Consider the following 14941-nt stretch of genomic DNA (forward strand, 5'->3'; position numbering starts at 1 on the left):
ACTATTTATCATAATCATACTTTATGAATCTATTAATCAACAACATGATAATACTGGTAAGTATTAAGTCCTATTAATAGAAAAATAATAGAAAAAAACTCACCTAAATGGTGAGTTTAGCGAACAGTAATTTGAATCCATTTAGCACCAGAACTGGTTGAAATTTGATACCACCCATCCCCTCGGTCAACGAATACCTTCACTTTTCGAGGAGTGATTTTTCCACTCGTCTTGGCGGAAGCAGACGGCTTGCTATATAGTTTTGCCACCTTAGGTACTTGCAGATATTTCAATGGTTTGGGATTAATATAAACCCATTTCGCCCCCAATGTGGTATTAATGAGGTACCATCCATTTTCGCTTTTTTTCATAACCTTTACTGTTTGCGGAACAATTGATCTGGTTTGCTTCAATGAAATGGTTGGCTGGTCATACAAATTAACATCATAATTAATCTTTAGACTTGATATGATCGGCATATAAGGAAGCAGAGTGAGGTTTTTAGTTCCTCTCTTTATCCACCCATATCCTTTTCCATATTTTATTTTATACCAATCACCCGATTTTGCGGCGATTTCAACATTTTCCTTTAAAAGTACTTTTCCTATTTTAGGTGCCGCATTATATGGGAAGTTTTTTACATCAAGTCCAGTTTTGTAAGTAATCTTTCCTTTTACTAGATATGTAGTTTGTACAGGCGACGGAACCTTAGCAGTAACTTTTGGAACGGTGGTAGTGATTAGTTCATGATGTACGCCGTCCCTGCTTGTACTAATAAATTTTAGCCCAGCTTGCTTTGCTACTTTTAAGAGAGAAGCACTTACGTAGTGTAATCCATTTAACGGCTTTCCGTTTTTATCTGTGATAATGGCATCAAATGCGATACCTCTTGTATGAGGGGCTTTTTTACTAGGCTTTGCAACCAATGGTCCCAATTCATGCTTGCTTCTTTCAGAGCGTTTACACTTTGACGAAACTCCTGTAACAATTTCATAAAAGTGCCTTTGATATTGATAGGGACGATAGGCGGAATTATATTTAATCTTCCAGCCCTTCGCTTTCAGCAATTTTTCATATTTTATTTTTGCTGAAAGTAGATTGGGATGAACATTCTCCCAAATCACCATTTCACCTTGATCCATTCTAAGTGCAACTGGATCTGTAATGGGGGTTATGCCTTTACATGTTGCAGCGAGGACTTTTTCACTTGGAATAATCAATGGGAAAATTAGTGCTAATACCATAACATGAATAAAAATTTTGACAAAAAATCTCATTTCTCCTCCTCATAAATTATAATCTAGTTAAATAGGACTATATTATTATATCAAAATTTACATAATAATCTATAATTTCACAAGGAAAAAATCCCCATTAAATAATTCTTGCGATATGTTTTACGACAAAATTCTACATACATCGAGTCTAGTCAGCAATTACGACGAAAATGTGATATAATAAATTAACATACTGGAATTTCAGATGACCGTATAGGAATAACAGAGAGGGTGTTTTCATGGAAGATTTTATCGAAACAGTTTATTTCTTAGAAAATCCTGAAAAGAATATTATTAAATTCGCAACTGGCACCCAGCTGCGCTATGAGGACGTTATTAAAGAGGTTTTTGGCGTGGCGTGTATTAATGATTTGCATATGATGCTTCAATACAATAAGAGCTTTCAGACAAGCATTTGTAACAGCCATGGGATTAGTGAAAAGAAGTTAACTCTTGATAAAATCCTTCGTGTAGCTTCAAAACTTGACATGCTTCGTCTGAAGAAGCAATTAATGGATCAAAAGTGTAACAGCATGGATGAAACTGTTCAAGATGGTGATACTCCAATTGACCGCCCATTCGATGCAACAATTAAACTTCAAGAAGGACTTTTCCAATGGGATGACAGCAATTTTTCATATAACGCAGTGAAGCCTGGTGCCTGACACCTTTGTGGTAAAAAAAATAACTAACAAAGGCTAGGTGCCTTTTTTTTCCTAGCAGACCTGTTTCCTTCAACAATTCCTATACTATAAAGACCTCCCATCTGTTTTGATGGGAGGTTTTCATTTCCTTAATGAATCCTGAATGCGCTTAAATTGATTACCGTCTTTTTTTCTTGTCAGACTTAGTCAGTCTTCCTAATAAAAATGCCCCTGCAGCAACACCAAGCACGGTATTCGTTTTTTTGTTAAAGACTTGCTTCGCGACAAGATTTAAGTTCTGAGGGCGTTCGGCAAGACGTCTCATGAAATATCCGTACCAATCATTACCGAAAGGAACGTACGTACAGAAGTTATAACCTTCACTAGCCAGCTCCAGCTGCATGTCTTTTCTGAACCCATAAAGCATTTGGAATTCAAATTTGTCATTCGGGATATCATGCTTCTTTACAAATTCCTTCACATGATTAATAATGCGATGATCATGTGTTGCAATCGAAGTGAATTTCCCATTTAACAGATGCCATTCGGCAATCTTAATAAAGTTCTCATCAATATCTTTTTTATCTTGATAAGCGATTTCTGCTGACTCTTTATAAGCACCTTTTACTAGACGAATGCGGAAATTTTGATATCTTTCAAGGTATTCTTGCGCCTTGTGGAAGTAGGATTGAATCACTGTACCGACATTATTGTATTCCAACGATAGGTCGTCCAATAAATTAAAGGTTGGTTGTAAGTGTTTGAAGTCCTCCATATCAATATTGACAAAAATATCATATTGATGTGCTTTATCAACGATTTCTCTTACATTATTTAAACAGAATTGATAATCAATATCTAAACCTACTTGCGTTGGTTTTAAGGAGATATGTGCATCCACTTTATGCTCTTGAATCGCATCGATGACGTTTAGAATTTGTTCTTTTGCTTGGGTTGCCTCTTCTTCTTTAAAAACAAATTCACCTAAGTTATCAACCGTACATGAAATTCCATGAGCATTCAGCTCTTTAATACTTTGAATTACTTCAGGTATATTGGTACCAGCTACGACACTTTGTGCCCCTAGTTTTAAGCCATATTTTTTAGCTGTACTATTTAAAAATTGATTTTGTGATAAGCCCATAAAAATGTCTTTCAACATAGCGATTACCCCTTGCTGTTATTTTTACCATCATTATAGCATACGCTTTCATTAATATTTATTTTGCGAATTTTCCAACTTAAACGTCACGGTTGAAATGAAAAATGTTTAACAAAATATTCGTGGCCCTTTCCGCTGTCACCCAGTAAATTAGAGCGCCAGGTAAAAATACAAGCGGAAAATTACGGAGGTCATTTGGATTTTCAATGGCAAAATCGAGGTTTCCTTCTTTTAACTGTTTTGCTACATCGTCAATCAAAGCCAGGTCGTTAACTGTGCGTGACCTCGCTTCCTTCATTACTTCCAATAAATTTTGCGAAAGCTGTGGAAAGCTTGGGAGCCAGCCTAAGCGTGCTGACACCGCATTAAAATCTTCCTTTCCATCTTGGTCTTTTATCCTCTTAACAGGAACTCCACGCTTGTTCGTTCCGCCCTCTACTTTTGCAAAATAAGGGAATTCGATCAGTGCAACATCATCTTTTTCATCAAAAAACTAAGCAACGGACTAATTTCCGAGCCATCTTCTGCTGTCATATCTAAACTCCACTTTTTTCCTTCATCCCAGTGAAACCCTTGGCTTCCATTTGGGATCACAAAATTTTTGAGATTTTCATCCCAAACGACGGTTTTCCACTCGGCTAATTTTTCATCTTGTGAAATATCAGAGGCCCGCAGAAAACGATCGGAGCGAAAACCGCCATCCTTTTTCGTTAACAGGACAAGATAGGGCAAATCCGTGTATTTCTTAGCATAATCGAAAAAATACGGTGTTTGCTTATCTACATAAAATTCTTTTAAAATATCATGGGTCATGGCCATGGCAAGTGCTCCATCCGTCCCCGTCTTGGCAGGTAGCCACATATCTGCAAATTTTTCATATTCTGCATAGTCCTGACTTACGCCTACTACTTTTGTCACGTTATAGCGCAATTCCACCATAAAATGGGTATCGGGAGTTCTCGTTTGTGGAATATTTGTCCCCTAGATGATGAAGTATTTCGTGTTATACCAATCACCACTTTCAGGAACATCCGTCTGGTCACCCCATACTTGAGGTGAAGCTGGAGGAAGATCGGCATACCAATCATAAAGACTTAAAATCGTCCCGCCAATTAATGATAGATCGCATGAGGTGATGATCACGAGTTAACTGGATCACTGTGGTCACCATATCTGGATTTGCTTCAATAATATCCTTATATAGCCCATCCTCTTCCGCCTCAGCATGTTTCAATGTACGGGATTCCCAATGTTCGATCGTAACTTCTATTACCTGTAATGCCTTTTCCTTGTCACCATCTTCAAGGAATTTCTGAAATAACATTCGTAACTCGATTGCTTCGTTTAGTGCGGCTTCATGAATGGACGAGTGCGCATCTTTTTTTCTTAAACTAGGACCTGACAATGTCACGTCACTCCTTTCCTATTCCATACATTAGCAGAATACTAAAAATGGAAATCATTATAATCTTTTCCATATAACCTACCTATAAACAAAAAAAGAGGGTGTAGCAAAAAAAGGTGTCTGGCACGTGATGAAAGAATTGATATTATCCCTATATATTTGTTATAATGAGGTGGTTGTAACATTATTGAGGAGGAACATTTTTTTATGTCAATCGAGGTAGGTACTAAGGTACAAGGTAAAGTAACAGGCATCACTAGTTTTGGGGCATTCGTAGAATTGCCTGGTGGCACAACAGGGTTAGTTCATATCAGTGAGGTAGCTGACAGCTATGTAAAAGACGTTAATGACCATTTAAAAGTTGGCGACCAAATTGAAGTTAAAGTAATTAGTGAGAAGGACGGAAAGACTGCCTTGTCCATCAAAAAAGCTATAGATAAGCCCGAAGGACAAACCTCATCTTATTCCCAACGTCCACCGCGCCAGGGAAGAGTAGATAACCGTTCTAAAGATTTCCGTGCAAAGAGTAATTTTAAACCAAAGGAAAATTTCGAAGATAAAATTGCGAAGTTTTTAAAGTCTAGTGAAGAAAATCTATCTACCTTAAAACGCAGCACTGAAACAAAACGGGGCGGCAGAGGCGGAAGACGCGGATAACTTTATCGTTTATTAATACATCAATATATAGTGAAAGGCAAACGTGTTAAGACATGTTTGCCTTTTTTAATTGCTTCAATCCTTAATTGAAACAAAAAAAAAGACAGGGCTCTCCTGTCTTTTTTCATTTAATTAATCGTGAAAATTAGTACCATCTGTCGTAGCTTTGATGATGCCAGCGCGAATCACATAATCACCGAAGTGCTCGCCATCTTCTCGTTCAGTCGCATAACGAGAAAGTAAAACTCGAAGCTCACTTAAAATTGCTTCTTCGCCGATGTTCTCTCTGTACATTTTGCTTAAGCGGCTGCCATCATGAGCGGCACCAAGATACATATTGTATTTACCTGGTGCTTTCCCGATAAACCCAATTTCCCCAAGTGCATGTCGGGCACAGCCATTCGGACAACCCGTCATTCGGATGGTAATTTCCTTGTCGCGGAGACCATTTTCATCGACAATGTTTTCAATTTTATTAATTAACGTTGGTAAATAGCGCTCTGCCTCTGCCATTGCTAAACCGCATGTAGGAAGAGCTACACATGCCATTGAGCTACGGCGCAATGCTGTATAATGCTCACCATCAGTTAAACCATATTGCTCAATAAGTTCGTTAATTTTTTTCTTATTCTGCGTGGAGACATTAGCGATAATTACGTTTTGATTTCCCGTTAGGTGGAAATCACCAGTATGGATTTTGGCAATTTCACGCAACCCTGTCTTAAGCTTGTAATCATTAAAGTCAGCGACACGACCATTCTCAATAAACAGAGTAAAATGCCATTTTCCCTTAACGCCCTTAACCCATCCATAACGATCTCCGTTATGGTCAAACTGGTATGGCTTTGCTTCATCTAAACTCCAACCAAGACGATGTTCCAATTCAGCTTTAACATTTTCTAGACCAAGTCGATCGACTGTGTACTTGAAACGAGCATTTTTTCGGACGGAACGGTTACCGTAGTCCCTTTGAATGGTAATTGTTTTTTCAGCAATATCGTATAATTGATCAGGTTTACAGAAACCAATAACCTTTGCAAGTTGAGGATAAGTTGCTGTGTCTCCGTGCGACATTCCCATTCCGCCGCCAATCGCCACGTTAAACCCAATTAATTTTCCATCCTCTACAATCGCAATAAAACCAAGGTCCTGTGAAAAAACATCAATATCATTACCAGGTGGCACAGCAATTCCGATTTTAAACTTCCGAGGTAAGTAAAGTGGACCATACATTGGTTCAACTTCTTCAATTTCAGGTGTTCCGGCTACTTTTTCTTCGTCCAGCCAAATTTCGTGATACGCTCTTGTGCGTGGCAGTAAATCGTTGCTCAATTTTTTCGACCATTCATATACTTCGGCATGGATCTCAGATTGGTACGGATTCGAAGAACACATAACGTTTCGGTTCACGTCACCGCAAGCCGCAATGGTGTCCATTAATGCATTATGAATTCCCTGAATCGTACTTTTCATATTCCATTTTAATATCCCATGCATTTGGAACGTTTCACGGGTAGTCAGTTTCAAAGTTCCATTACCATATTTATCAGCCAAGTCATCCATTACGAGCCATTGATTAGGTGAAGCAACCCCGCCAGGAAGTCGAACGCGAAGCATAAACTGGTACGCTGGCTCAAGTTTTTGTTTGGCACGTTCATTACGGAGGTCCCGATCATCCTGTAAGTAGCTGCCATGATGTTTCATTAAACGGTTATCATCATCAGGAATTCCGGCACTAATCCGGTCTAGCATTACTTCTTTAAGTGTCCCGCGTAAATAATTACTTCTTTCTTTAATACCTTCCACATCACTAGGAGGGCCTTCAGGCGCTTTTAATATTTGATTAACCATGGTGAAACTCCTTTCTATCCCAAATCAGTATACGTCACGCTGATAACGTTTTTGCTGCTGCATTTCGGCTACATATTCTTCCGCTTTTTCACGGCTCATGCCGCCTTCTTTTTCAATAATGTCAATTAACGTATTATGAACATCATGGGCCATATGTTTTTCATCCCCACAAATGTACAAATGAGCACCGTCTTCAAGCCATTCAAACAATTCTTTACTGTTTTCAAGCATACGGTGTTGGACATACACTTTTTCAGCTGTATCACGTGAAAAGGCTACATCCAATTTAGACAATACGCCGTCTTTCAGCCATTTTTGCCATTCTGTTTGATATAGGAAATCCGTCACAAAATGCTGATCTCCGAAAAATAACCATGATTTTCCTTCAGCGCCTATTTCTTCACGCTCTTGCATAAAGGAACGGAATGGTGCTGCACCAGTCCCTGGTCCAACCATGATGATTGGGGCATCTGGGTTATTTGGCAGCTTGAAGTTTTCATTATGTTGGATATACACTGGCACGGTATCGCCTGGCTGCAAACGTTCCGCTGTCTGGATGGAACAAACACCGTTTCGTTTCCGGCCGTGTGCCTCATAACGGACTGCACCGATAGTCAAATGGACTTCATCTGGGTTTGCCGTTAAGCTGCTCGAAATCGAATACAGTCGAGATGGCATTTTCCGAAGTATGGAGACAAAGTCTTGTGCCGATCCAATCCAAGGAGTAAAATCCTTGACTAAGTCAAGCAAGTCACGTCCATCTAAATAAGACTTTAATTTCTCTTCATTACCTGGTGAGAGCAGTTCCTGTAAATTTTCATTTGCAGTAAGGCGAGCTGCCTTCTCGATCAACGGTTTCGTTAACGTCGTAATTTCAAAGTGTGTGATAAGTGCTTCTTTAAGCGGGAGAATTTCTCCTTTTTTATTCACAGTTACCTGCTGTTCTGGGTCCCAGTTCATTTCCTCCAATAGCGAGGTAACGAGCGCGGGATCATTCTCTGGATAAATGCCAAGACTATCTCCTGGTTCAAAGGTGAGTCCAGATCCTTCAAGCGACAACTCGAGGTGGTGTGTTTCTTTTTTTGAGCCGCGTCCGTTCAGATTGATATTTTCTAGTACTTCTGCTCTAAACGGATTTGATCTTGAATACGTTGATTCTACTGCCTGAGATACCAGTTCCTGGACTGGTACTTGGCTGCCGGCGTCTGCTTCTTTTAAATTACTTAGCACACCTGCAAGCCATTCTGATGCTGGTTCATCGTAATCAAGGTCACAGTCAAAACGTGGGTAAAGCCTTGTACCGCCCAGTTCTTCCAAGCGTGCATCAAAGTCTTTTCCTGTTTGACAGAAGAATTCATACGAACTGTCACCCAGTGCCAAAACCGAGAAGCGAAGATGATCAAGTTTCGGAGCACGTTTTCCATGCAGAAACTCATGAAAGGCCATGGCATTATCTGGCGGAGTGCCTTCTCCATGGGTACTAGCGACGATCAGCAGATTTTCAACCTTTTTCAAATTGTTAGGTTTAAAATCACTCATTGATAAGACAGTCACTTGGAAACCAGCTGCCTCTAGATTCTTGCCCGCTTTCTTAGCAAGACCCTGAGCGTTACCTGACTGTGAACCAAAAAGGATCGTTACATCTTTTGAAACGACCGGAGCTGTGACTGCTCCAGGTAGTTCAGACCCTTGGACATTTCCAGAACCCGAAATCGAAGAAAATTGGGCTGCTGCCAAGAAACCGCTCAACCAGACTTTTTGTGATTCTGTCAACGTAGGCAGTATCCGGTTTAGGAGTTCTGCTTGCTCCTGATTAAAAGGACTATTCAATACTTGAAGTTGCACTAAAATCCACCTCACAAAGGATTATTAACTGATTGTGATCATTTATTTATCATGACTTGTCATAAAAATTCTTACAGTACACAATTTTCAGTCAAAAAATGATTAATATAATAATAGTTTTACTATTCCTATAAGTCAAGTCGGTTTTAATGATTTAAATCATTAAAATCTGTTAAAATTTTGGTTTTTTTTAAGTGGATGCATGTTAACTACAACATTTAAATAAATATATGGCGCAATGTAACAGCATATCGCGACACTTTTCCAATGCTTTGGCTATTTGTCACGTCACACAGTCCTCATTGCGCCAGATTTTTAGGAATTGTTATCTATTTCTTCTGTTTCGGTTACGTAAAAACGTCGGAATGTCAAGAGAATCCTCTGAATCCTGTCCATAGTTTCCATAGTCATGCGCAGGCTCTTCATGATTCACTTGTACTTGTTTCGGCTGGGATTGTACCTGACTTCTTGATGGTCCTTCCTTTTGAATAGGAGAAGAGGGCCTATTGGTTCGTGCCTGTTTATCAACAAAACCAGTAGCAATTACCGTGATCATGATTTCATTTTTAAAATTTTCGTTAATAATTGAACCAAAAATCATATTTAAATCTTTATCCGCTGCTGAAGCGACAAGGTCCGCAGCCTCTTGCACTTCATACAGACTTAAGTCTTTCCCACCAGTTATATTCATAAGAATCCCTTGTGCCCCGTCAATAGACGTTTCTAATAATGGACTAGAAATTGCCTTTTTGGCTGCCTCTACCGCGCGTCCATCACCTTTTGCAACCCCAATACCCATTAAAGCTGTCCCTTGATTACTCATAATGGTCTTAACGTCTGCAAAATCCAGATTAATCAATCCAGGAACAGCTATTAAGTCAGAAATCCCTTGAACACCTTGACGAAGAACATTATCCGCTTCTCGGAAAGCTTCAATCATCGGCGTTCTTTTATCAACAATTTGCAAAAGGCGATCATTTGGAACTATGATCAACGTATCAACTGCTTGACTCATCAACTCAATTCCACTTGCTGCATTTGAGGCACGTTTACGGCCCTCAAAGCCAAACGGACGGGTCACAACGCCAATTGTCAAAGCGCCAAGAGCGCGGGAAATTTCTGCAATCGCAGGTGCAGCACCAGTTCCGGTACCTCCACCCATCCCAGCTGTTACGAAAACCATGTCGGCTCCTTTTAATACGTCCTCCAACTGCCTTCTGCTTTCTTCAACCGCTTTTCTACCGACTTCTGGATTAGCGCCAGCTCCTAATCCTCTTGTCAATTGTGCCCCAATTTGCATTTTAATTTCTGCTTTTGATAGATTTAGAGCTTGGGCATCTGTATTGACAGCAATAAATTCGACACCTTGAACTCCGCCTTCAATCATCCGATTGACAGCATTATTTCCGCCGCCGCCAACACCAATTACTTTTATTCTAGCTACTTGATCTATATCCATGTCAAAATCCCACATATTATTCCTCCTACTTATCATCCGGTAAATTATTTGTTTCACTATTAATAAAATATAGATTTTTATAATCTAGCAAACGATTAGTTACAAATAATCTTATGTCGTATGTATTTTTTTTCTTATTCGTATTTTACCAAAATAATAGCGGATTTAATATAGTAAGCTAACACTCAATTCAGATAAATTTGTTGATTTTTGTAGAAAATACTAGCAAAATTGTAAAATTTATTAAACCATGTTGTTTAGTAGTCCTTTTGAAATACTTATATTGACTGATATTTTGCCAATACTAGGATGCATTCAACAAACACCTATCATCCTGCTAGCAAAATGATAGATTTTCGCTAGCCTCCCTCTATAAGAAAAAATACCCTTAATGAGTCAGCAAAATGGCAGCATTAAGGGTATTTTTGATGATTAGCGTCTAAACTTGTGATTTAGCGGAACGGTATGTACTTATTTATAAAACGGGTGCTTTCATTCCCATGTGAATCCATTCTTCCCTTGCTGGTCCATATACTCCAGGTACAGTTAATCCTGCTTGGCGCATAAGGACTGTCATTTGGCCGCGATGATGAATGATGTGTTTAATTAAAAGAGAAAGTGTCACTCCTTTTGGCATTTCCATACCAAACACGTTTTTCATTTCGGTTAAGGATGCATCCGTCCATTGTTGTTTTACTGCCTCAATTGTGTCAGCGGTAACTTTTCGAAAAGTGTCAGCGATTGTTTTCGCGGAGGTCAGTACCACATCTCCATTCCCCACATGTTCAACTGTGATGCCAAACTCGTTAAGCATTCCTGGTGTGCTCTCAACCACGTGCCACGCAATTCTCCCTAGTGTTCGATCTTCTGGGGAAACTTCTTGTTGCAATGATTGGTCTGTTAAAACATCTAACACCTTTTGCGTTGATGATGCTTCTTGATTCCATTCCTCGATAAATTCAGCTATAGAAGTATACATAGTTTTTGCCTCCATCTTTGATTAGTTTCACAGAAAAAGTATAACATTGTTGCCAATAATAGCGAAATTTTCCACAAAGAATTGTAATTGTTAATACTCCTCTACAGTTGAAATATATGGTAAGTTACGATACATTTGCGCGTAGTCAATCCCGTAGCCGACAATGAATTCATCTGGGATGACAAAGCCTACATAATCCACGGGCAAGTCTACCCGCCTTCTTTCAGGCTTGTCTAACAGGGTACAAATTTTAACTTGCTTCGGCTTATGCGCTTTTAAATGGCCTCTCAAGAAATGCAATGTCAGTCCGCTGTCGATAATATCCTCAACGACAAGAACATTCTGATTAGTAATATTGGCATCAAGGTCCTTCAGTAATCTTACTTTTCCTGTGGACTCTGTTTCGTTCCCATAGCTAGAAACGGAAATGAAATCGATATTAATATTCCCCTTCATTTCACGAATCAAATCCGCAGCGAAGATAAATGATCCTTTTAAGACCACGATTAGAATAATGGCCTCATTATTAAAATCTTTTTCAATTTGTTCGGCTAGCATCTTCACTCTGTCTTTTATTTCGTTTTCAGAAATCATCACTTCTTTAATTCGATAACCCACAAATTCCACCTCATTCTAAAAATTTGGCTGTGTTAGACTTGTCTGTTGATTTCCGTTCCAGGCACGAGCGGTTCGCGGGCGTGCTGGGGAGCCTCCTCGTCGCTTTGCTCCTGCGGGGTCTCCCCTGCCCCGTCCTCCCGCAGGACATTGAATTTGCTTCCTTGATTCCGCCCACGCACGAAGGAAATGCGATAGCATTTTCGAGGAGTCTTCGTGCCTTCCACTCCAATCAACAGAGTGTCAAAATAATTTATCCCTTAACATAGCCAATAATTAAAAAGCCAATACGAAAAATCATCTAGTTTGATTTTTCGCATTGGCATCGATTGTTATACCCCTTTATAAGCAAGGCGGTAAATTTCTGCTAATTCAGTTACTAATGGAAGCTTAGGATTTGCTGTGGTGCATTGGTCTTCGAAAGCCCGATCTGCTAGATAGTCAACTTTGCTTTCGAACTCAGCTTTATTAATATGATTTGCTTCAAGGCTCATTGGCACTTCCAGCTCTTGTGTCAATTTAATAATTGCCTGAACGAGGCTCTCAACACCTTCCTCGGTGGTTCTAGCAGGTAAGCCTAGAATTCTAGCGATCTCCGCATACCGAATGTCCGCTTTGAAATGATTGTACTTCGGAAAAGAAGTGAATTTCTTTGGCTTGGTGGCATTATAGCGTATAACATGAGGCATAAGAACAGCATTTGCCCGACCATGTGCAATATGGAACTCAGCTCCAAGTTTATGAGCAAGACTATGGTTAATACCTAAAAATGCGTTAGCGAACGCCATACCAGCAATAGTTGATGCATTATGGACCTTTTCGCGGGCTTCTTCATCCTGGCCGTTTTTGTAGGCTCTTGGCAGGTACTCAAATACGAGTTGGATAGCTTTAATTGCAAGGCCATCAGTAAAATCATTTGCCATACAGGACACATATGCTTCAATGGCGTGAGTCAAGACATCCAATCCGGTATCGGCCGTAATGTGTTTTGGCACCGTCATCACAAACTGCGGATCGATAATGGCTACGTCAGGTGTTAATTCATAATCAGCAAGCGGATATTTAATATTTGCTTCTTTATCAGTAATGACCGAGAATGACGTTACCTCAGAGCCTGTTCCAGAAGTGGTAGGAATGGCCACAAATTGTGCTCTTTGGCCAAGATTAGGATATTTTACAATCCGTTTTCGAATATCTAAGAATTTTTGTTTTAAGCCAAAGAATTCGGTATCTGGATGTTCATAGAACAACCACATTCCTTTGGCAGCATCCATTGCGGAACCACCGCCAAGTGCAATAATCACATCAGGCTGGAAATTAGCCATCATTTCTGCACCCTTCATCACCGTTTCAATGGACGGATCTGGTTCTACTTCTGAAAAGATTTCACAATGCACATAATCGGGACGTTTTCTTAAATAATATAGGACTTTATCAACATAACCTAATTTCACCATTCCAGGGTCTGTGACAATAAATGCTTTTGAAATTTTCGGCATTTTAGCTAAGTACTGTGTCGAGTTTTTTTCGAAATATATTTTAGAAGGTACTTTAAACCACTGCATATTTATATTCCTTTTCGCTACTTTTTTTATATTCATTAAATGAATGGTACCAACGTTTGTTGAGACAGAATTTCCGCCATAAGTTCCACAGCCAAGGGTCAATGACGGCATATAAGCATTATAAATATCACCGATCGCACCTTGTGAGGATGGAGCGTTGACAATTATACGCCCCGCTCTCATTCGCAAGCCGAACTTCTTTATCACAGATTCGTCAGTGGTATGAATAACAGCGGAGTGTCCTAAACCGCCAAACTCTAGCATTTCTTCGGCCCGTTTTAATCCTTCTTCAAGACTACTAACCTTATAACATGCAAGGACTGGACTTAATTTTTCCCTTGAAAGCGGGAATTCAGGGCCAACTCCAATTAATTCTGCGACAAGAATCTTTGTTTCGTCAGGTACCTTCACTCCAGCCATCTCAGCAATTTTAGCCGCAGCCATCCCAACAATATCCGAATTAACAGCACAAGAATGTTCATTAATTACTAATTTTTCAACCTTCGCTTTTTCTTCTTCAGTTAAAAAATAACAATTATTCGCTATCATTTCTTGTTTTACACCATCGTAAATTTCTTTATCAATAATAACCGCTTGTTCAGAGGCACAAATCATCCCATTGTCAAAGGTCTTTGATAAAATTAAGTCGTTCACTGCTTGTTGTAGATTCGCTGTTTTTTCAATATAGCAAGGAACATTTCCTGGCCCAACACCCAGTGCAGGCTTACCTGAACTGTATGCAGATTTCACCATCCCTGCTCCGCCTGTGGCAAGAATTAATGAAATTCTAGTATGATTCATCAGTGCTTGGGTCGCTTCGAGCGACGGTGCTTCAATCCATTGAATGCAATTTTCTGGCGCTCCTGCCTTAATGGCTGCATCTCTTAGGACTCTTGCCGCTTCACTGCTGCATTTTTGCGCGGATGGATGGAAAGCAAAAATAATTGGATTTCTCGTTTTTATCGAAATAAGTGCTTTAAACATCGTGGTTGATGTTGGATTGGTTACAGGAGTTACTCCTGCTATAACCCCGACCGGCTCCGCTATCTCAATCATACCTTCATGTTCATTTTCGTTTATGATTCCAACAGTTTTATCGTATTTGATATTATGATAGACATATTCGGTAGCAAACATATTTTTGATAATTTTATCTTCGTATACGCCTCGCCCAGTTTCTTCAACCGCTAATTTCGCAAGCGGCATATGCTGGTCAAGACCTGCCAAGGCCATTTCTTTGACAATTTCATTGATCATTTCTTGGTCAAAGCTGCGGAACTCAGCCAATGCTTTTAGACCCTTCTCGACCAGAACGTCCACCATCTTTGTTACATCTTGTTTTTCTTTAACTGCCTTTTCTACAACTGCCATGGTAAAACCTCCGTTTAATTAATTATTTGTGAAACTTTTCACAAATTGTATTAAAAAAATAATCTATTAAGCGGGTATTTTCTTGGGATGTTTATTTGTGAACAACTTCAC

12 protein-coding genes and 1 pseudogene are annotated in these 14941 nt (G+C 39.5%); 2 read left to right on the plus strand and 11 right to left on the minus strand.

The features are described 5' to 3' along the window. Nucleotides 1-116 precede the first annotated feature (116 nt). On the minus strand, nt 117-1277 hold the full coding sequence (locus tag FS608_RS05185; RefSeq protein WP_144548198.1) for a M15 family metallopeptidase domain-containing protein: 1161 nt from the start codon (nt 1275-1277) through the stop codon (nt 117-119). A gap of 239 nt (nt 1278-1516) precedes the next feature. Here FS608_RS05185 and FS608_RS05190 point away from each other — a divergent pair, with 239 nt between their 5' ends. Then, the gene (locus tag FS608_RS05190) at nt 1517-1942 is read left to right on the plus strand and encodes a hypothetical protein (protein WP_144548199.1); all 426 of its coding nucleotides are present in this window, start codon (nt 1517-1519) and stop codon (nt 1940-1942) included. Between the two features lie 157 nt (nt 1943-2099). On the opposite strand, the gene FS608_RS05195 is transcribed toward FS608_RS05190, so the two are convergent. From FS608_RS05195 to FS608_RS05205, 3 genes and pseudogenes are all read right to left on the minus strand, one after another. Further along, nucleotides 2100-3083, minus strand: a complete 984-nt coding sequence (locus tag FS608_RS05195; RefSeq protein ID WP_144548200.1) for a proline dehydrogenase family protein — start codon at nt 3081-3083, stop codon at nt 2100-2102. A 104-nt stretch (nt 3084-3187) separates the two neighbouring features. Further along, nucleotides 3188-4205 (minus strand): annotated as a pseudogene (locus FS608_RS31895) (molybdopterin-dependent oxidoreductase); the annotation flags it as partial. Next, nucleotides 4168-4488 carry a hypothetical protein gene (locus FS608_RS05205; protein WP_186328614.1) on the minus strand — a complete coding sequence of 107 codons (321 nt, stop codon included), beginning with the start codon at nt 4486-4488 and terminating at the stop codon, nt 4168-4170. The pseudogene FS608_RS31895 and the gene FS608_RS05205, both read right to left, overlap by 38 nt. 207 nt (nt 4489-4695) lie before the next feature. Here FS608_RS05205 and FS608_RS05210 point away from each other — a divergent pair, with 207 nt between their 5' ends. After that, a complete protein-coding gene (locus FS608_RS05210) occupies nt 4696-5145 on the plus strand; it encodes a S1 domain-containing RNA-binding protein (RefSeq protein ID WP_026567489.1) in 450 nt (149 codons plus the stop codon). A 132-nt stretch (nt 5146-5277) separates the two neighbouring features. On the opposite strand, the gene cysI is transcribed toward FS608_RS05210, so the two are convergent. From cysI to adhE, 7 genes are all read right to left on the minus strand, one after another. Next, on the minus strand, nt 5278-6996 hold the full coding sequence (gene cysI / locus FS608_RS05215; RefSeq protein WP_144548201.1) for an assimilatory sulfite reductase (NADPH) hemoprotein subunit: 1719 nt from the start codon (nt 6994-6996) through the stop codon (nt 5278-5280). A 24-nt stretch (nt 6997-7020) separates the two neighbouring features. Continuing rightward, nucleotides 7021-8841 (minus strand): assimilatory sulfite reductase (NADPH) flavoprotein subunit, encoded by a 1821-nt coding sequence (locus tag FS608_RS05220; protein ID WP_144548202.1) that lies wholly within the window; start codon nt 8839-8841, stop codon nt 7021-7023. A 325-nt stretch (nt 8842-9166) separates the two neighbouring features. Further along, the gene (gene ftsZ / locus FS608_RS05225; RefSeq protein WP_144548203.1) at nt 9167-10315 is read right to left on the minus strand and encodes a cell division protein FtsZ; all 1149 of its coding nucleotides are present in this window, start codon (nt 10313-10315) and stop codon (nt 9167-9169) included. 460 nt (nt 10316-10775) lie between these two features. Further along, nucleotides 10776-11279, minus strand: coding sequence for a DinB family protein (locus tag FS608_RS05230; protein WP_144548204.1), 504 nt, complete (start codon nt 11277-11279; stop codon nt 10776-10778). A 90-nt stretch (nt 11280-11369) separates the two neighbouring features. Further along, nucleotides 11370-11873: a hypoxanthine phosphoribosyltransferase gene (gene hpt / locus FS608_RS05235; protein ID WP_395947624.1), complete on the minus strand. Its 504-nt coding sequence runs from the start codon at nt 11871-11873 to the stop codon at nt 11370-11372. 39 nt (nt 11874-11912) lie between these two features. Next, nucleotides 11913-12095 (minus strand): hypothetical protein, encoded by a 183-nt coding sequence (locus FS608_RS30705; protein ID WP_222127322.1) that lies wholly within the window; start codon nt 12093-12095, stop codon nt 11913-11915. Between the two features lie 131 nt (nt 12096-12226). Next, nucleotides 12227-14830, minus strand: a complete 2604-nt coding sequence (adhE, locus tag FS608_RS05240) for a bifunctional acetaldehyde-CoA/alcohol dehydrogenase (RefSeq protein ID WP_144548206.1) — start codon at nt 14828-14830, stop codon at nt 12227-12229. Nucleotides 14831-14941: the final 111 nt, after the last annotated feature.

It is taken from the genome of Bacillus sp. X1(2014), assembly GCF_007678255.1.